The organism is Ruegeria sp. BG10, assembly GCF_056538575.1.
Genome location: NZ_JBQFTI010000001.1, coordinates 306,019 through 324,913 on the forward strand (window position 1 = coordinate 306,019; position 18,895 = coordinate 324,913).

General features: G+C 60.7%; 17 protein-coding genes. 6 read left to right on the forward strand and 11 right to left on the reverse strand.

Translation table 11 applies throughout. The features are described from left to right. Positions 1-3 precede the first annotated feature (3 nt). A complete protein-coding gene (locus ACR0D8_RS01470) occupies positions 4-1,578 on the reverse strand; it encodes a KpsE/RkpR family capsule polysaccharide export protein (protein WP_480644157.1) in 1,575 nt (524 codons plus the stop codon). Beyond that, the gene (locus tag ACR0D8_RS01475; RefSeq protein ID WP_475158649.1) at positions 1,556-2,215 is read right to left on the reverse strand and encodes an ABC transporter ATP-binding protein; all 660 of its coding nucleotides are present in this window, start codon (positions 2,213-2,215) and stop codon (positions 1,556-1,558) included. The genes ACR0D8_RS01470 and ACR0D8_RS01475 overlap by 23 nt, the downstream gene beginning before the upstream one ends. A 229-nt stretch (positions 2,216-2,444) precedes the next feature. On the opposite strand from ACR0D8_RS01475, the gene ACR0D8_RS01480 reads away from it, so the two are divergent. Both ACR0D8_RS01480 and ACR0D8_RS01485 read left to right on the forward strand, forming a co-directional pair. After that, positions 2,445-3,032: a uracil-DNA glycosylase family protein gene (locus tag ACR0D8_RS01480; RefSeq protein WP_480644159.1), complete on the forward strand. Its 588-nt coding sequence runs from the start codon at positions 2,445-2,447 to the stop codon at positions 3,030-3,032. Continuing rightward, positions 3,025-3,813 carry an SseB family protein gene (locus ACR0D8_RS01485; protein WP_480644160.1) on the forward strand — a complete coding sequence of 263 codons (789 nt, stop codon included), beginning with the start codon at positions 3,025-3,027 and terminating at the stop codon, positions 3,811-3,813. The genes ACR0D8_RS01480 and ACR0D8_RS01485 overlap by 8 nt, the downstream gene beginning before the upstream one ends. Positions 3,814-3,862: 49 nt before the next feature. Here ACR0D8_RS01485 and yghU read toward each other — a convergent pair whose 3' ends face one another. Further along, complete coding sequence (gene yghU, locus ACR0D8_RS01490) at positions 3,863-4,741, reverse strand: glutathione-dependent disulfide-bond oxidoreductase (protein WP_480644161.1); 879 nt, start codon at positions 4,739-4,741, stop codon at positions 3,863-3,865. A 248-nt stretch (positions 4,742-4,989) separates the two neighbouring features. Between yghU and ACR0D8_RS01495 the strand changes: the two genes are divergently transcribed. After that, positions 4,990-5,508, forward strand: coding sequence for a YHS domain-containing (seleno)protein (locus tag ACR0D8_RS01495; RefSeq protein WP_475158653.1), 519 nt, complete (start codon positions 4,990-4,992; stop codon positions 5,506-5,508). A 57-nt stretch (positions 5,509-5,565) separates the two neighbouring features. On the opposite strand, the gene ACR0D8_RS01500 is transcribed toward ACR0D8_RS01495, so the two are convergent. Continuing rightward, complete coding sequence (locus ACR0D8_RS01500) at positions 5,566-6,204, reverse strand: J domain-containing protein (RefSeq protein WP_480644162.1); 639 nt, start codon at positions 6,202-6,204, stop codon at positions 5,566-5,568. Between the two features lie 228 nt (positions 6,205-6,432). After that, complete coding sequence (gene metF, locus ACR0D8_RS01505) at positions 6,433-7,299, reverse strand: methylenetetrahydrofolate reductase [NAD(P)H] (protein ID WP_475158659.1); 867 nt, start codon at positions 7,297-7,299, stop codon at positions 6,433-6,435. 94 nt (positions 7,300-7,393) lie between these two features. On the opposite strand from metF, the gene ACR0D8_RS01510 reads away from it, so the two are divergent. Beyond that, a complete protein-coding gene (locus ACR0D8_RS01510) occupies positions 7,394-8,299 on the forward strand; it encodes a LysR family transcriptional regulator (protein ID WP_480644164.1) in 906 nt (301 codons plus the stop codon). Positions 8,300-8,395: 96 nt separating this feature from the next. Further along, positions 8,396-9,181, forward strand: coding sequence for an inositol monophosphatase family protein (locus ACR0D8_RS01515; protein ID WP_480644165.1), 786 nt, complete (start codon positions 8,396-8,398; stop codon positions 9,179-9,181). A gap of 59 nt (positions 9,182-9,240) precedes the next feature. Here the strand turns inward: ACR0D8_RS01515 and bhcD are convergent, their stop codons facing one another. From bhcD to bhcA, 4 genes are read right to left on the reverse strand one after another with little or no spacing between them, the layout of a single operon-like run. Continuing rightward, on the reverse strand, positions 9,241-10,206 hold the full coding sequence (gene bhcD, locus ACR0D8_RS01520; RefSeq protein WP_480646337.1) for an iminosuccinate reductase BhcD: 966 nt from the start codon (positions 10,204-10,206) through the stop codon (positions 9,241-9,243). A 33-nt stretch (positions 10,207-10,239) separates the two neighbouring features. Further along, on the reverse strand, positions 10,240-11,403 hold the full coding sequence (bhcC, locus tag ACR0D8_RS01525; RefSeq protein ID WP_480644167.1) for a 3-hydroxy-D-aspartate aldolase BhcC: 1,164 nt from the start codon (positions 11,401-11,403) through the stop codon (positions 10,240-10,242). Between the two features lie 11 nt (positions 11,404-11,414). Beyond that, positions 11,415-12,386 (reverse strand): beta-hydroxyaspartate dehydratase BhcB, encoded by a 972-nt coding sequence (gene bhcB / locus ACR0D8_RS01530; protein WP_480644168.1) that lies wholly within the window; start codon positions 12,384-12,386, stop codon positions 11,415-11,417. A gap of 11 nt (positions 12,387-12,397) precedes the next feature. After that, complete coding sequence (bhcA, locus tag ACR0D8_RS01535) at positions 12,398-13,588, reverse strand: L-aspartate--glyoxylate aminotransferase BhcA (RefSeq protein WP_480644170.1); 1,191 nt, start codon at positions 13,586-13,588, stop codon at positions 12,398-12,400. A gap of 190 nt (positions 13,589-13,778) precedes the next feature. On the opposite strand from bhcA, the gene ACR0D8_RS01540 reads away from it, so the two are divergent. Further along, a complete protein-coding gene (locus ACR0D8_RS01540; protein WP_480644171.1) occupies positions 13,779-14,609 on the forward strand; it encodes an IclR family transcriptional regulator in 831 nt (276 codons plus the stop codon). A gap of 3 nt (positions 14,610-14,612) precedes the next feature. Here ACR0D8_RS01540 and ACR0D8_RS01545 read toward each other — a convergent pair whose 3' ends face one another. After that, entirely contained in the window at positions 14,613-15,356 is a 744-nt protein-coding gene (locus tag ACR0D8_RS01545; RefSeq protein WP_480644172.1) for a rhomboid family intramembrane serine protease, read from the reverse strand. Positions 15,357-15,398: 42 nt separating this feature from the next. Then, on the reverse strand, positions 15,399-18,800 hold the full coding sequence (putA, locus tag ACR0D8_RS01550; protein WP_480644173.1) for a bifunctional proline dehydrogenase/L-glutamate gamma-semialdehyde dehydrogenase PutA: 3,402 nt from the start codon (positions 18,798-18,800) through the stop codon (positions 15,399-15,401). Positions 18,801-18,895 lie beyond the last annotated feature (95 nt).

An 18,895-nucleotide genomic window follows, 5' to 3' on the forward strand; every position in this document is an offset into this window, starting at 1 on the left:
GTCTTACGAGGATACCTGTTCACGAAGGACCGACGCGGTAAGCGAGATCATCAGGTAGATACCAGCAAACAACAGGAAAGCCAAAATCGTATTTTCGAACTTGCGCGGATAGCTGGGTTCCTCGCTGGGCACCGGGTTAACCGACACCGTCAGATAGCGGACCTTGCGGTTTGCTTCGGTCCGCGTGGTTTCCATCTGTTCCATTGCGGTTTGCAGCATCATGTCACGGGCTGCCAGATCGGCCTGGGCCATCTGAATGCGCACGCTCAGGCGGGCCAGCGAATTCTCGCCTGCCGAGACATCCAGCATTTCGGCGTTCAGCTCAGCAAGAACAACTTCCAGACGTTCGATATCCGCGCGGACACCATCGACCTTGGCCTGGTTCGGGCGCAGGTTATCCAGCAGCGCCGCCAGCTGAAGCTCTTTATCCTGTATCAGAATCTCGATTTCATTGATGCGGGTCCGCAAGCCTGCCAGCACGTTTTCAGGGTCAAGAACGGCGCCCTGCAACTGCAACTCGATCAGCGTTTCCTGGGCTTTCCGTCGTTCTTCCTGTGCGGATTCAAAGCCCTTCAGCGCGTCTCGCATCTGGTCTTCGCGTTTCAGCTCTGTCAGCCCGTTTATCGTCTCTTCGGCATAGGAAATAAGCTTGCTTGACAGGTCCACCGCGATGTCCGGGGTCGGCGCGGCGACCTCCATTCGGATGATGCCGTCGGTCGGATCGTATCCGATGACCACCATTCGCTTGTACAGCTTGTATGTTTCTTCCAGCGACGCGTCCGGCGACAGCCTCTGGATCGGATCGATCCAGTCCTGTTTGAAAATCCCGGAGAACCCGACATCCCGTTCCAGCCGCTGCAGCGCGTCTTTGGATTCGAGAAATTCCTGCGTCGCGACTGAATCCTGCGCCGTGGCAAATTGCGTGCCGGACAACAGCCCGCCGATTGATCCGCCGCCGCCATCTGCCTGCAGGATCGAAAACGCCGAGTCGCTGGCGTACATCGGCGTTGCCACACGGTAAAAATACAGACCCACGATCAGCGTGGGCAGCAGGACAAATGCCGCCAAACGGGCAAACAGAGCAAACAGCTTTCGCTTGCGGCGGCGCGCGATGTCCTTCTGTATCTCACTGATTTCAAAATCGCGGCGCTGTGCCGGGCTGATTTCGCGGCCCGGCAGGGTTTGTGGTCCTTCCGTCACCGTCTGTGGCAGCTGAATCGTGATCTTGTCCTTGATCCGGTCGTCCGCAGCCGTTCGATCGGCCGCCAGATCCAGCAGGTTTGCACGTTCAAAGGGGTCGATCCCCATCAAGCGCAATTGCCGGACCGCATCATAGTCCGATGTCACCGCAAGACCGTTTTTCTGCGCCAGACGCCGCGCCACGCGCAATTGCCGGCCGGTCAGCCCTTCCTGCCTGATCTCGTCGATCTCGGTTGCCGGGGGCGCGTCAGCAACATCCTCGGCCGGTTGCGTCGCCTTTCTGATGCGCGAAATGGCATCCGCGCGGGCGTCAGGCGTGCCGGCGGCTTTGCGGTTGCGGCGCAGATTGTACTTTCTAGCCCTGGGTTTGGTAGTCATATAGCTGCTTCGCTTCTTCCAAGGTTTCGAACATGTATAGCTGGCCATCCAGAAGAACCGCGGCCTGACGGGCGAATTTTTCCAGCACGGCCGGATTGTGCGACACGATCACCAGCGTCGTCGTGCGCAGCCTTTCCTGCAGGATGTCGCCTGCTTTCCTGTTGAATTCAACATCCGTCGTTGCCGGCATGCCCTCGTCGATCAGGTACATGTCGAAGTCAAGCGCCAGCATCAGCGCAAAGGTAAACCGCGCCTTCATCCCGGATGAATAGGTGGCCAGCGGCTGATTGAAATATTCACCCAATCCGCACAGCCAACTGCAATAGGCTTCGACGTAATCCGGGTCCATCCCATAGATCTTGGCGATGTACCGGGCGTTTTCCAGCGCCGACATTTTGCTGGATACGCCCCCGGTGAACCCCATTGGAAACGAAATCCGGCAGGATTTGCGGATCACACCCTCATCCGGTTTTTCCAGCCCTGCCATCATGTTGATCAGCGTGGTTTTTCCGGTTCCGTTCGGCGCAAGAATGCCGATGGATCTGCCAAGCTCGACCCGGAACGAGACCCGGTCCAGGATCACCTTGCGGCGCGTCCCGGTCCAGAAGGACTTGCTGACATTCTCGAACTCAAGCATTCAGGGCCTGCTGCTCTTGGTGTTTGGTGCACCGGTCTGACCGGTGAAGGAGCGGTTAACTTATGGGTCCATGTTGGCTACATTATGTCGAATTGTGAAACAAATGATCAATGCGAACCTAAGCCCCCTGTTGGTATTGTGACTTTTGCACCGGTTGGCCCCCGGCGGCGCGTTGACTACATTTCAATCCGACCGTGAACCAGTTTGAAGTGGGAAACCTTGCGATCCGATGAACTCGCTACAAAAAGAAATAGCGTCCTGCCGCATTTGCGCGGACAGCTTCCGGGAGACGGAAACCGCGCATGAGCCGCGCCCGGTGGTCTGGTTTCGGCAGGGTACGCCGATCCTGATCGCAGGGCAGGCACCGGGCGTGCGTGTGTATGCCTCCGGCCGCCCTTTCACGGACCCGTCCGGGGACCGGCTGCGCGAGTGGTTGGGGATCGACGATTCCGTGTTTTACGACCGTAACCGGGTGTCGATCGTTCCGATGGCTTTTTGTTTCCCGGGATATGACGAACGCAAAGCAGACCTTCCGCCGCCGGCGATTTGCGGGCAGACGTGGCATGAGCAGGTCATGAAGGCGTTGGGTGATGTGCCCCTGACGGTTCTTGTCGGCGGCCACGCGCATAAATATCACCTTCACGTGCGCACGCCTGTCACCGAGACCGTCCGCAACTGGCGGGACCATGCGCCGCGGGTCTTTGCCTTGCCCCATCCGTCCTGGCGGAATACGGCATGGTTGAAGAAAAACCCGTGGTTCGAGGCCGAGCTTTTGCCGGTTCTGCGCGCCCGGGTGCAAGAGGTTCTGAATGACTGAGACTACGGCCCTGGATGCCGCACATGCCGCGATGGAAGCCGCCCCGCAGGATGACGCGGCGCGTCTGCGGTTTTTCGAAAGGCTTGCGGATAGCGAGCTGTTCCTGATGCTGACCGAAGAAGCAAAAAACGAACACATTTCGCCCGAATTTTTTGATGTGGCGGATGGTCGGTTCGTTCTGGCCTTTGATCGAGAGGACAGGCTGGCCCGTTTCGCCGAACGCCCTGTGCCCTATGTAGCGCTGTCCGGTCGGGTGCTTTCATCCATGCTGTCCGGGCAGGGGATCGGTCTGGGATTGAATCTTGTGGTCGCGCCGTCTTCGATGCTCATCCCTGCCGAGGCGCTGGGCTGGCTTTCGGATACTTTGCGGCATGGCCCCGAACAGGTGCAGCAGCGACTGGCCGAATTCCTGGCGCCGTCTGGGTTGCCGGACGATCTGCTGACCGCGCTGGATGCGAAACTGGCCACGGCCGTTGGGCTGGCCCAGTCGGCCTATCTGGTCGGAACCAGATCGCATGAAGGTGTCGCGGGGCATTTGCTGGGCTTTGTGGGGGCGGTGGAGGGCGCCGAACCGGCCCTCGCCAAGGCGGCGTCCGAAGCGTTGACGTTTTCGGGAATCGAGGCCGGGGCGATGGATGTCGGCTTTTTTGCCGCGCAGGATCAGGTGGCAGCGGCTTTGGCGCGGGTCGGGCTTCGCTTTGACCTGCCGCAACCCGAACAGCGCGTGGTCACGCAGATTGCGCCGGGCAGCGATCCGGCCAAACCGCCAATTCTGAAGTAACCTGACCTTGCGAAAAGCCCCGCAGGTATCCGACCTGCGGGGCGATCCATTATTCGGCGGCGGGCTCCAGCTTGTCCTGAGTGCGGGTCTCAAAATCGCTGGCGTCATGACGTTCGTGAAGCTGGGTGTGCGGCTCTCCGAACGGGCGGTTGACCATGCGGCCGCGCTTGACCGCAGGCCGCGCGTCGATTGCCTTAGCCCAGCGCATTACGTTTTCGTAGGATTCCACATCCAGGAATTCCGCAGCGTCATACAGACGCCCCAGGACCAACTGGCCGTACCAGGGCCAGATCGCCATGTCCGCGATCGTATAATCCTCGCCCGCGATATACGTCTTGGTGGCCAGCTCGCGATCCAGAACGTCCAGTTGCCGCTTGGTCTCCATCGCGAACCGGTTGATCGGGTATTCCCATTTCTCAGGCGCGTAGGCATAGAAGTGGCCGAACCCGCCCCCCAGATAGGGCGCGCTGCCCATCTGCCAGAACACCCAATTCATCACCTCGGTGCGTTCAGGGCCGGATTTCGGCAGGAAGGCATCGAATTTCTCGGCCAGATGAAACAGGATCGACGCGCTTTCAAAGACGCGGGTCGGTTCCTCGCCGGAACGGTCCCAAAGTGCCGGTATCTTCGAGTTTGGGTTCGCCCCCACAAAGCCTGAACTGAACTGATCGCCCTCACCGATATTGACAAGCCAGGCGTTGTATTCAGCCTCTTCGTGACCCAGCGCCAGAAGCTCTTCCAGCATCACGGTCACTTTGACACCGTTGGGTGTTGCCAGCGAATACAACTGCAGCGGATGGCGCCCGACAGGCAGGTCCTTGTCATGGGTGGCGCCGGCAATCGGGCGGTTGATATTGGCGAACTGCCCGCCGCTGGTGCTGTCCCATGTCCAGACTTTGGGCGGTGTGTAACTGGATTGCTCGGTCATTACTTGCCTTTCTCAGCAAAGTTCGGGTGAATTGTCCGTTCGCCTCAACAGCTAATGTTGCAATGGGCAGAGTCCAACCCCGGATGTCGGTCGGGTCCTGTAACAATCGGGGCTGATCATCTCACGTTTCCTCATTCGATGTCACAGCGCCGCGAGCGGGACTGCCTAACCAGACGAATTCGCCTATTGTCTGTCCAGACCCGCAAGGCGGGCCGCCCCAGAACCCCGAGGACAAAAGGATTGACCCTATGAAACGCTTCGCCCTGACCTTTGCAACCGCCCTGACCTTTGCCGTTCCGGCCTTTGCCGGTGATCAGTATGTGGATGGCACCGGGTATGCCGTGTCGGGTTATGACGTCGTTGCCTATCGCAGTCTGGATCAGGTGCCGGTCGGTCAGTCCCAGCCCGAAGGCGTGCGAGGCCGCGCCGATATCACCGCGGAATATAACGGTGCAACCTGGGCGTTCGCGTCCGCAGAGAACCGCGACAAGTTCCTTGAGAACCCGGCCTATTATGCTCCGCAATATGACGGGCACTGCGCCTATGGCGTGTCGCGCGGCGGCAAGGTTCCGGCAAACCCGAACCTCTGGCGGATTGTGGATGACAAGCTGTACCTGAACATTACCGACGTCGTCGTCGGCTTCTGGGAAGAAGACGTGCCCGGCAACATTAACCTGGCCGAAGGGAACTGGCCGGGGATCGAACCGGACGGCGCGTCCTCCAGCGTCATTCCTAAATTCACCTCGGAAGGTCCGGTTGCGAACTGAGCATTCTTACGCGCCCGCAAAGCCCGGCTGGTTTGGCCGGGCTTTTTTGATGTCACATCAGCCGGCCAGCCAGAACTCATCCCGTATCTGCTGATCGGCTTCGAATTTGATGCGAACGCTTTTGGCGCCGGGGAATTTGCGGGCGGTGATCGTTTCCGGAACCACGACCTCACCCGCACCCGAATCTTTGGACTGAAAGCTGAGCACCTCGGTCTCCAACCGCCGGACCGCGGCAAAAACCGAGGTCGGCAAAGCCACCCGGTTTGCGCCCTGACAAACAGGTGTGGGGACAAAATAGGTCAGGTGGCGGCCGTAAAAGCCAACCGCGTCGGGCACGTGGTCCGCGTCGGCGGTGGGATGAGCCTCGGCACTTGTGTCGCGTCCGTCCGGCGTGTGCGGCAATGCTGTGTTCAACAACACGCGACAGGCATCGATATCTTTTCTTTCCAATTCGATCACGCGTTTTCGTAGCTTTGGCCGGCGCGGCTGGCCCGTGGCTTGTCCTTTGACGGTCAGCCCTTCGCGGCGCAGATAGTCATAGGCCTCTTTGGCGCGGGCAAAGCTGGTGCAATCGCCGTTGGTATGGTCCGGATGGGCATGAAAAGCGATATGACGCCAGGCGTCCCGGATATCGTCGGACCCGGCATTTTGATCCAGGCCAAGGGCCCGCAGCGCATCGGCGCGTGCCCTGATCATTTCGACAGGCTCCATTACTCAAATCACTCATTAACAAACCGTACAGGCGCAGTTTGAAGAGGCAGGCCGGTTTGTCAAATTTGAACGAAAATTCAGGAGGTTCAGAGAACAATTGGACGGGTTGCGAGCTGATTGTTCATGCCCTTGCCCCGCCAAAAATGAGCGTGCTGAGCAGACAACCGCCCGGAGCCTGAATCAGGCCCGGGTCGGCAAGGGTTCCGCCCGTGATCAGGCGACGTTCTGCAACTCGGCTTTCGGGGTTATTCCCAGTGCAAAGCACACGTCGCGCGTAAGCTCCGGGCGGTTCAGCGTATAGAAGTGCAGCTTGTCGACACCACCTTCGATCAGGTCCGAGCACAGCTCGGTGCACAGGGCCGTGGCCAGCAATTCCTCGCGGTCGTCGCGCACGGCTTTTTCAAACGCCTGATCGATCCATGGCGGGATTCGCGTGCCGCACCGGTTGGCGAAATTGCGGGCGCCCTTCCAGTTTTCGATCGGCAGAATGCCGGGCACTATGGGCTTGTCGATACCCGCCTTGGCACAGGCATCGCGGAAGCGAAAGAATGTCTCGGCCTCAAAGAAAAACTGTGTCAGGGCTTCGTCCGCTCCGGCATCCAGCTTGGCCTTAAGCCAGTCGATATCCGTACGGGCGTTCTGCGCTTCGGGGTGAATGTCCGGGTAGGCGCCAACGCGAATGCTGAACATCTCGGTTTCCGCCAGGGCCGAGATCAGTTCAACCGAGTTTGCAAACCCGTTGGGATGCGGCTCGAACCGATCCTGACCATTGGGCGGATCGCCGCGCAAGGCCACGATGTCCTGTACGCCCGCGCGCGCGAAGGTATCCGCGATTTCCAGCGTTTCCTGGCGCGAGGCGTCGACGCATGTCAAATGCGCGGCAACGGGCAGGCCCGAGGATTTGTGCAGCGTGGCCACGGCATCGCGGGTCAATTCCCGTGTGGTGCCGCCGGCGCCATAGGTGACCGAGACAAAGCGTGGCTCAAGCGGGGCCAGTGTCTGAACCGTATCCCAAAGCCGAAACGAGGCCTCAAGCGTCTTGGGCGGAAAGAACTCGAATGATATTTCTGGCTTGGTCATGGCGGCCTCACTTGTTCCTTGCTCAAACCTTGTGCCAGTTTGCGCAATGTGAGACAAACTCATATTATTCAAGAACAACATGAGTCACGCTGCAATGCACATTGAATTCCGACACTTGCGCACGATCAAGGCAATCCACGAATGCGGTGGGCTTGCCCGTGCGGCGGATCAGTTGAATATCACGCAATCGGCGCTGAGCCATCAGATCAAGGGGCTAGAGGATCAGGCCGGGGTCGAATTGTTCCTGCGCCGGTCGAAACCGATGAAACTGTCGGCGGCCGGATTGCGCCTTTTGCGGCTGGCCGAGCAAATCCTGCCGCAGGTCGAAGCAACCCAGCAGGAGTTTTCGTCGTTGCGCGACGGGCGCACCGGGCGGATGCATATCGCGATCGAGTGCCATGCCTGTTTCGAATGGCTGTTCCCGGTGCTTGAAACCTTTCGGAAATCCTGGGGTGATGTTGATGTCGATATCCGTCCGGGTCTGGCGTTTGACGCGTTGCCTGCGCTGCAAAAAGAAGAGGTCGATCTTGTCGTCTCATCCGACCCCGAGGACCTGCCCGGCGTCGAATTTATCGAATTATTCGATTACGATGCAGTATTCGTGGCCGCATCGGCGCATCCGCTGGCGCAGAAAGAGTTTATCGAGGCCGAGGATTTTCGCGGACAGACCCTGATCACGTATCCGGTCGAGCGCACGCGGCTGGACGTGTTCAGCCAGTTGCTGATCCCCGCGCGCGTCGAACCGGCGGCGATCCGGCAGGTCGAACTGACGGCGGTGATCCTGTTGCTGGTCGCCTCGAACCGTGGAATTTCTGTCCTGCCGGACTGGGTTGTCCGCGAGGTGAAATACAGTTCCGACTATGTTACGCGCCCATTGACCAAAGACGGGATCACCCGCAGCCTTTTCGCGGCGGTCCGGACTGAAGATCTTGAAAAACCCTATGTGCAGGAGTTGATCGAACTGGCCGGGACCGAGGCGCGCAAGCTGCAGACGCAATAGGCGCTGAACGCGGGTCGGCTATGCGCATCATTCCTCTTGGCAAGGGCGCATTGCATCAGTATACGCGCGGTTTGACCGGACAGGAGCCTTTGGAAAATGGTTGGCAGTGCAAACCTCAACATCATGATCAAAGCCGCGCGCAAGGCGGGGCGTTCACTGGTCAAGGATTTTCGTGAAGTCGAGAACCTGCAGGTTTCGATGAAGGGCGCGGGGGACTTCGTCTCGAAAGCCGACATTGCCGCCGAAGCGATCCTGAAAGAGGAACTGCTGGGCGCGCGCCCGACCTATGGCTGGCTGGCCGAAGAAGGTGGGTCCATCGCTGGTGAAGACCCGACCCGCCGCTGGATCGTGGACCCGCTGGACGGCACCACCAACTTCCTGCACGGCCTGCCGCACTGGGCGATTTCAATTGCACTGGAACACAAGGGCAAGATCGTGGCCGGTGTGATTTACGACGCGGCCAAGGACGAGATGTTCTTTGCCGAAAAAGGCGAAGGCGCGTGGATGAACGACACCCGTATCCGCGTGTCTGGTCGTCACCGCATGATCGAGTCGATCTTTTCGACTGGCTTGCCTTTCGGGGGGCGCTCGGACCTGCCTGCTACATTGCAGGATCTGGCCCGCCTGATGCCCGTCTGTGCCGGCGTGCGCCGCTGGGGTGCCGCGGCGCTGGACATGGCCTATGTGGCGGCCGGCCGGTACGAAGGATTCTGGGAACGCCGCCTGAACGCGTGGGACCTGGCCGCCGGGATCATCATCGTGAAAGAGGCGGGCGGATTCGTTCAGGCCCTGAACCCCGAAGGCAGCGTGCTGGAGGATGGCGAGGTGATCTGTTCGAACGAACCGATCTTCGACCAGTTCGCCAAGGTGATCCGGGGCTGAATCGCCCTTTCAAAATCCACAGTTGCAAGCGCGCCCTGATCGAGGCGCGCTTTTTCAATTCAAAGGATCACGCGCTGGGCCAGACCGGCCTCATCCGCCAATTGTGCGGCGACTGAGGCGACGGCAAGGTCCTGAAGACCCACGCCGGTTCCATCGAACAAAGTAATCTCATCCGGGTTTGTCCGTCCGGGATGATTGCCGTTGATGACGGCACCGATCGGCGTGATTGCATCTCCGCTCAATGTGCCGGCGGCAACGGCGTGCTGCGCTTCGCCGATGCTCACGGATTGGGCGACTTCGTCGGTGAAGACCGTGGCGCCCGCGACCAGGGCGGCGTCGACCTCCTGCTTGCCCTTGGTGTCGGTGCCCATGCAGGCGAGATGTGTGCCGGGTTTGATCCAATCCTTCATCAGCAGCGGCTCGAAGGCAGAAGTGATCGTGATGATCACATCCGCCTGCGCGCCCAGGCCCTGTTGGCTGACGGCCTCGAACTCCAGCCCGACCTCTTCGGCGACGGCCGCCAGACGGGGCAGCATCTCGGGGTGCGGGTTCCAGGCGACAACTTTTTCAAAGTCGCGCTGCTCGGCCGCGGCGCGCAGTTGAAATGTTGACTGGTGCCCGGCACCGACCATGCCCAGAACCCTGGCGTCGGACCGGGCGAGATGGGCGATGGAAACCGCCGAAGAGGCGGCCGTGCGCAACGCTGTCAGATAGTTGCCGCCAACAAGTGCCGAGACCTGCCCGGTATCGGGATCGAACAGGAACACGGTGGATTGGTGATTGGTCAAACCCTGCTGGGCATTGCCCGGCCAATAGCCGCCGGATTTCACACCCAATACCTGTCCGTCACGGTCGAAGCCCGATTTGAAACCGTAAAGCGCATCGGCATATCCCAGCGCCTCGCGAACCACCGGAAAGTTCCGCGCCCCGCCGCCGGCCATTGCGCCAAAGACGGACTGGACGGCATCAAAAGCCTGTTTCCGGCCAACCAATTGTTCGCACAGCTCCTCGCCCACAATCAGCAGGCCGTCTTGTGTGTTCATGACATCCCTCATCTTTCAATAGGCCTTGCCACGGGCAGAGACGGGCCAAAGCGCTTCGACCTTGCCGTTGCGCACGCCCACATACCAGTCATGTACGTTACAGGTGGGATCACAGTGCCCGGGCACCAGCCGCAGCTTGTCATTGACCTTTAGAACGCCGTTCGGGTCGCCGATCACCCCGTGCTCGTCCGAGCATTTGAGGTATTCCACATCGTCACGCCCGTAGATGAAGGGCAGACCGCTGTCGACCGACTGCGCCTTGAGGCCCGCATCGCAGATCGCCTTGTCGGCCTTTGCATGGCTCATCACGCCGGTCAGGATGAACAGCGCGTTTTCCCATTCGCCCTGATCGATCCGCTTGCCGTCCTTGTCCAGAATGCGACCATAATCGGCGTCCATGAAAGCGTAGGATCCGCATTGCAATTCGTTGTAAACCCCCGAATTGCTTTCGAAATAATATGACCCCGTGCCGCCGCCCGAGACCAGCTCGCATTCAATGCCTTCGGCCCTCAAGCCGTCCACGGCGTCCTTGACCATGGCGATGGCTGTTTCCAGCTTTTCCTTGCGCGCCTCATAGGTATCGAGGTGCTGCATCGCGCCCTGATAAGCCTGAATGCCGGTGAATTTCAGGTTGGGTGCTGCTTTGACCGCCTTGGCGATGTCGATAACAGCCGGAGTCGTGGTCACGCCGCAGCGCCCCGCGCCACAGTCGATCTCGATAAAAACCTCCAGTTCGGTGCCATGTTGGACAGCCGCGGCGGACAGATCGGCCACGTTTTCGATGTCATCGACGCAGACAATGGTGCGGGCCCCCAGTTTCGGAAGCTGCGCCAGCCGGTCGATCTTGGCCGGGTCGCGCACCTGGTTCGAGACGAGAATGTCCTTGATGCCTCCGCGGGCAAATACCTCGGCCTCCGACACTTTTTGGCAGCACACACCTACAGCCCCGCCCAGTTTTTCCTGCAGCTTGGCCACATCGACAGATTTATGCATCTTGCCATGCACGCGGTGGCGCATGCCGTGGGCCCTGGCGTAATCGCCCATCTTCCTGATGTTGCGCTCCAGCGCGTCCAGATCGAGGATCAGGCAGGGCGTCTGAATCTCGCTTTCGTCCATGCCAATCGCGGCGGGGATGTCGAAGCCAACCTCAAGCTCATTGATGTTAACGGGTTTGTTCATGTTGTTCCTCCTTACCCCTTCAGCCAGGGCAGCTTGTCCAGATCCACATTGCCGCCGGTGATGATCACCCCGACGCGCCTTCCCCGAAACGCGTCGGGGTTCTTTAGAATGGTCGCCAGTGGCACCGCCGAGGACGGTTCCATCACCACGCGCAGGTATTTCCAGGTCAGTTTCATCGCATCGACGATCTCGTCTTCAGAGGCCGTAAAGATGTCGGTCACGTGGTTGGATACGAAATGCCACGTGTTCTCTTTCAGCGGCACCAGCAGCCCGTCGGCCACGGTTTTGGGCGCGTCGTCGGCAATGATGTGTCCGGCCTTGAACGAACGGTAGGCATCATCTGCCTGTTCGGGTTCGGCCGCGTAGATGGCCGTTTCAGGTGCAAGGTTCGAGACCGTCAGACATGTGCCTGACACCATGCCGCCGCCACCGATGGGGGCAATGACCGCATCCACGCCGCCGGTCTGTTCGAGCAGTTCGGCCGAGCACGTGGCCTGTCCGGCAATGACACGCGGGTCGTTATAGGGGTGCACGAATTCGCCGCCGGTCCGGGCCTGCACTTCGGCAAAGGTCGCCTCGCGGGATGAGGTCGACGGTTCGCATTCGGTGATGGTGCCACCATAACGGCGTACTGCGTCCTTCTTGGCCTGCGGGGCCGTGCGGGGCATGACCACGTTGCAGGGGATACCCCGACGTCCGGCGGCATAGGACAGGGACAGCGCGTGATTGCCGCTGGAATGGGTGCAGACGCCGTTTTCCGCCTTGTCGTCACCCAGGCCAAACACGGCGTTGCAGGCACCGCGCACCTTAAAGGCACCGGCCTCCTGAAAATTCTCGCATTTGAAGAACAGTTGCGCGCCGGTCAGGTCGTTCAGGTAGTCGGACACCATCACCGGAGTGCGCCGGATATGGGTTTTGATACGCGCATGCGCGGCGCGCATGTCGTCAACGTTCAGGTCTGCGGCGGGGGTGTGATCCAACATCGCCATCCTCCTCAGGCTGCCGCTTTGGCGCTGTCGGACGGGCCAGTGCGGAAATAGTCCTGCGCTGCGGCGACGCCGCTGCCCAAAGTGATCGGATAGTTCAGATCGGCCATTGCCATCTCAATCGTGCTGAGCCCGGACAAGACCATCACGTCGGTCAGGCTGCCCAGATGGCCGATGCGGAAGGCCCGCCCGTTCAGTTGGCCCAACCCGACGCCGAAGGACACGCCATAGGCGTTGAACGCGTGGTCGGTCAGCAAGTTGCTGTCGAAACCTTCGGGCACATAGATCGCGCTGACGGTGTCGGAATACAGATCGGGCGATTGCGCGACCAGTTTCAGGCCCCAGGCATCCACCGCGCGGCGCACACCTTCGGCCAGACGGTGATGGCGGGCGTAGACGTTCTCCAACCCCTCTTCGAACAGCATCTTCAGGCTTTCACGCATCCCGTAGATCAGTTGCAGCGGCGGCGTGTACGGGAACCCGCCGGACGCGTTGGCGGCCATCATGTCGCCGAAGTCAAAGAAAGTGCGCGGCAGTTTTGCGGTTTTCATCGCCTCCTGCGCCTTGGGGCTGACGCACAGGATCGCCATGCCGGTGGCCAGCATGAACCCCTTCTGCGAGCCCGAAACGGCGATATCGACGCCCCAGTCATCAAATTCGAACGGCATCGAGGCCAAAGAGCTGACGCAATCCACGAACAACAGTGCCGGGTGCTGGGCGGTGTCCATTGCCTGTCGCACGGCACTGATATCTGATCGGACGCCGGTGGCCGTCTCGTTATGTGTCACCAGAACCGCGCGGATGTCCTGGGCTGTGTCATCGGCTAGGGCGGTCTGAAACAGATCTGCCGGGGCACCAGTGCCCCAGGGGCAGTCGATCACCTGCACATCCAGACCGTGACGTTCGCACAGGTCAATCCAGCGATGGCTGAAAACGCCGTAGCGCGCGACAAGGACTTTGTCACCGGGGCTGAGCGTGTTGGTGACCGCGGCCTCCCACCCGCCGGTTCCGCTGGCCGGGAAGGTCACAATCTGGCCGGATGTGGTGCCGAACACCTTTTTGGTGTCTTCAAGAACCGGCGCAAAGGTTTCGACAAAATCCGGCGCGCGGTGATCCTGCGTCTGAACCTGCATGGCAAGGCGCAACCGATCCGGGATGTTGGTGGGGCCGGGTATAAAAACCGGGTTTTGGTTGGACATCTCTTGTTCCTCCGCTTTGGAGGTAAGTGTCACGGAAATCCCTGCACGGTGCAATTTTCTTGAAAAACATTTTCATTTTTGCAATTAAATACCCAATTCACTGTAATCGTGAAGTTTTCTGTTTTTCATTTTCCAATGCGAAAATGGGCCGATTCAGAAAATCTCGGCGCGTCGAAGGGAGTGAGACGGGATGGACGCTCAGAAAAGGCCGCGTGGCCGGCCCAAATCACTGTTCAAGGAAAGCTCGGCCGGGACCATGCAGTCGCTGGATCGCGCGCTGGGCGTATTGACGTCGGTGGCGCGGCTGGAACGCGCGGCGCTGAGCGATCTGGCCCGCGAGGTCGATGTTCCGACCGCCACGACTCACCGCATTCTGGTGACCTTGCAGAAACACGGATTTGTTGCCTTTGACGAGGAACGACAGGAATGGATGATTGGGGTCGAAGCCTATCGAACCGGCGCCTCGTTCCTGCGCCGCAACAGTGTGCTTGAAATCGGTCGGCCGATCCTGCGTCGCCTGATGCAGGACAGCGGAGAGACAGCGAACCTGGCAGTACCGGACGGGGCAGAGGTGGTCTTTGTCGGACAGGTCGAGACACCCAATCCGATCCGGGCCTTTTTCCCGCCGGGCGCACGGACGCCGATGTACGCGTCGGGCACCGGCAAGGCGATTCTGGCGGCGATGAGTGAAGCCGTGGTTTCAAGGATTCTGGCTGCCTCCGAGATGGAGCGTTTTACCAGCCATACGCTTGTGCCCGGGCAAGGGTTGCAGGCGGACCTTGCAACGACGCGCGCGCGCGGCTGGTCGCATGACCGGGAAGAGCGTTATGAGGGCATGTCCTGCATCGGCGCCGCGATTTTCAATGACCGGGCGGAACCTTGCGCCGGGATCTCCGTGTCCGGACCAACCGTCCGGTTTAACGCCGAACGGGCTCAGGGTCTCGGAGAGCTGGTGCAGAGCGCGGCAAGGGAGATCACACAGCTAAGCGGAGGGCGGATTCCGGAACAATCCGGTGGATGACGCCTATTTGCGCGGCACCCGCGGGATACGGGATTGCGACAGCTTGTACTTATGTTCCGGGTGGGGCGGGTGACCGTGGGTGCGGCTCCAGTATTCCGGCCCGCCGCGTTTCAGCCACAGCGGCACGCACAAGATCAGCCCAACGAAGAAGCCGCCGGTATGCGCCCAATAAGCGACGCCGCCTTCGTCCGGGTTGCTGGAAAGGCTGCCCAGAAATTGCATCCCCAGCCAGACGCCCAGCATGACAAAGGCCGGAATGGAAAAGACCCGGAAATAGACGATCACAATCAGCAGAATGTCCACCCGCGCCTTTGGGAACAAAAGCAGGTAGCCGCCCATGACACCGGCAATCGCCCCGGACGCGCCGATGGTTGGCACCACGGAACCGGGCGCGGTGGCGACGTGGATCAGGCCGGCTCCGATCCCGGCGACCAGGTAAAACAGTAAAAAGGGCAGGTGCCCCATCTCGTCTTCCAGATTGTCGCCGAAGATCCACAGAAACAGCATGTTCCCCGCCAGATGCATCCAGCCGCCATGCAGGAACATCGAGGTCACAAGGGTTTCAAGCGCAACACCGTCGGTAATCCGGGCCGGAATGACGGCATAGTCGAAATACAGGCGGTTGATGCGTGGCGCGTCCTGCGTGATGCCGACATAACTCAGGAAAATCAGGACATTGGCTGCCATCAGCAGGTAAACGACAAACGGCGTGCGCCCCGAAGGGTTATGGTCACGGATCGGAAACATGAGGCGACGCTGGGCTTTTCCCGGCCCAGCGTCAAGGCACGCTTACGCCGCACCACCCAACAAGGCCGCGTTGCCACCAGCCGCGGTGGTGTCCACACAGACGTGGCGTTCACCCATGACCCGCGCTTTGTCAGGCAGACCCGGGATCAGCGGCAGGATCGGGCCGTCGCGGTCAGAAAGATGGCGTTCCAGATCGCGGGCCGTATCTTCGTCGCCCCACCACAATACGCCGGAAATACCAGTGACATGCGTCAACCTGTGAACGTCAAACGACCCGGTTGCCCGGATCGTGGTGCCACCCATAGCCTCGACCGCCTCAGCCTGAGCGCGTACCGCATCGGCGCCGGGACCCAGGCACAGCAGGGGCGCGCGCGGTATTTCACTCAATCGGTTGGATTCGCCCGTCGGTCCGGGCAGGGACCGGGTGCGAACCGACGCGGGTTGGCCATCGGGGGCGGGCAGCTCGCTCATGACCGTGTCCCACTGTCCGGTGTGAGCTTTGCGATCGGGCGCGCAAAACCGGGCCATGTAGTTTGGGCCGCCGGCCTTCGGACCCGTCCCCGACAGCCCCTCGCCGCCAAATGGCTGAGAGCCGACAATCGCGCCGATCTGGTTGCGGTTGACATAGATGTTGCCGGCATGGACGGCCTCGGTGATGTGTTGCACACGGTCGTCGATGCGGGTGTGCAGGCCGAAGGTCAGCCCGTAGCCTGTCGCGTTGATGTCGGCGATGACCTGATCGATCTCGGACGCCTTGAACCGGGCGACATGCAGGACAGGGCCGAACACCTCACGCTCAAGCGCGGCGATGCCGGGAATTTCGATCAGCGTTGGCGCTATGAAAGTGCCCTCGGGTGGGGTGCCGATCTCTTTGACGACGCGTCCGTCGGTGCGAGCCTTGGCGATGTGTTCCGCGATGACCTGCCGCGCCGCCTTGTCAATCACCGGGCCGCAATCGGTCGCGATCAGCCACGGGTCGCCGACTTGCAGAGCATCCATCGCGCCCGTCAGCATGGTCAGCAGATCGTCGGCGATATCTTCCTGAACATAGAGGCATCGCAGCGCTGAACATCTTTGACCAGCCGACTGAAACGCGCTTTCGATGATCGATTGCACGGCTTGTTCGGGCAGGGCGGTGCTGTCCACGATCATCGCATTCAGCCCGCCGGTTTCCGCGATCAACGGTGTACCCGGGCGCAGATTATCCGCAATCGAAGACCGGATTTTCAGCGCCGTAGCGGTTGATCCGGTAAAGGCCACGCCGGACACACGAGGATCCGAGGTCAGCGCCGCGCCTACAGATGGCCCGCCTGGCAACAGCTGAAGCGTGTCGCGCGGCACTCCAGCCTCATGCATCAGTTGAACCGCCCGATGCGCAATCAGCGGGGTTTGCGGTGCGGGTTTGGCCAGAACGGCATTGCCGGTGGCCAGCGCGGCCGAAATCTGCCCGGTGAAGATTGCCAGCGGGAAATTCCACGGGCTGATGCAGGTGAACGTTCCGGCTGGCTGGGCATCAGGAATGTTTACGGCGTAGTAACGCAGGAAATCCACCGCCTCGCGCAGCTCCGCGACCGCGTCGGGAAGGGATTTTCCCGCTTCACGCGCCAGCAGGGCAAAGAGTTCACCGAAATGCGCCTCATACAGATCAGCGGCGGTGTTCAGAATGCGCGACCGGTCCGACGCTGCGGCCTGCCACGCTGAGGCTGAGGCCAGCGCAAGTTCGACATCGGCTGCACTGGCGGGGGCCACCGCGCCGGGCGTGTCCTGTGGCTGCACCGGGTTGATGACCGGCTGGTCGTCTTCGGGATTTGCATCGTCTGATAGAAGCGGCCGCGCGTACCAGTGGTGCGCCCGAAACGCATCGCGCGCGGCGTCGATCCTGTCGAGCGTCGGCGTATGGTGCAGGTCAAACCCGCGCGAGTTCGGCCGCTCGGGCTGAAACAACTCCGGGCCGGTCGGCAGGGGTGGCTTCGGCTCCTGAATGGTGGTGAACGGGTCTGCGGCAACTTCTTCGGGCGGAACCGCCTCATCCACGATCTGGTTCACGAAGGACGAGTTCGCGCCGTTCTCCAGCAGACGCCGAACCAGATAGGCCAGAAGATCGCGATGCGCCCCGACCGGAGCGTAGATCCGACAGCGTGTGTTGCTTTGGTCCCTGACGATCTGGTGCAGGGTTTCACCCATGCCGTGCAGGCGCTGAAACTCAAAAGGTTGCGCCTCGGCCATGTGCAGGATCGCGCTGACGGTATGGGCGTTATGGGTTGCGAATTGCGGGTAGATCCGGTCGGTCATGCCCAGCAGCTTGCGCGCGTTGGCGATGTAGGAAACATCCGTTGCGGCTTTGTGGGTAAAGACAGGAAACCCATCCACGCCCTCGACCTGCGCGCGTTTGATCTCGGTGTCCCAATACGCGCCCTTCACAAGCCGCACCATCAGCTTTCGGTCATTGCGTTCGGCCATGTCGTAAAGGGTATCCAGCACCGTCCCCGCGCGCGGCCCATAGGCCTGGACCACGATTCCGAAGCCATCCCAGCCTGCAAGCGCGGGTTCGGCCATCACGGCCTCGATCACCTGAAGAGACAGTGAAAGGCGGTCGGCTTCCTCGGCGTCGACATTCAGGCCCATTCCAGCGGCCTTGGCCAGCAGGCACAACGCCCGCAGGCGGGGGACGAGCTCGTCCATCACGCGTTGTTCCTGCGCCAGCTCATAGCGCGGGTGCAGCGCCGACAGTTTTACGGAAATCCCCGGGTTGGCCCGGATATCGTCATGGGTGCAGGCATCGGCGATAGCCGCAATCGCACGGGAATAGGACAGGTGATAGCGGGCGGCGTCGGCCTCGGTCCGCGCGGCCTCGCCCAGCATGTCATAGGAATACGTGTAGCCCTTGGCCTCCATCCCGCTGGCACGGTCCATCGCGGATTGGATGGTTTCGCCCAGAACGAACTGACGACCCATTTCCTTCATCGCGCGCCCGACAGCGGTGCGGATGACCGGCTCGCCTAACCGTTTGATCGCACCGCGCAGGGCGCTGACCGGCGATGTTTTGCCTTCGTCCAGCACCTTGCCCGTCAACATCAGCGCCCAGGTGGATGCGTTGACCAGCGAAGATGAAGACTGTCCCAGGTGTTTGCCCCAGTCGGACGGTGCGATTTTGTCCTCGATCAGCGCGTCGATCGTGTCGGCGTCCGGAACGCGCAACAGCGCCTCGGCCAGACACATCAGCGCGACGCCTTCATCGGTGGACAGGCCGTATTCGGCCAGAAACACCTCCATCATGCCCGGCGAGGTGCTGGACCGGATATCGCGGACCAGCTGTGCGGCGGCTGTGCTGATCGCGGCGCGATCGGTTTCGGACAACTCAGCCTGCGCAATCAGCGCCTCCAGAATGGTGGCCTGATCGGCATAGGTTTGGCTATCAATATGGGTGCGCAGGCTGTGTGACATGAATCCTCCGGGCTTTTGATGAGTATATCGCCGATTTTTCGGGACAATCGCCTTAAATGAGGTATTCAGAAGGCGAACGACCTGATTTTTTGAGG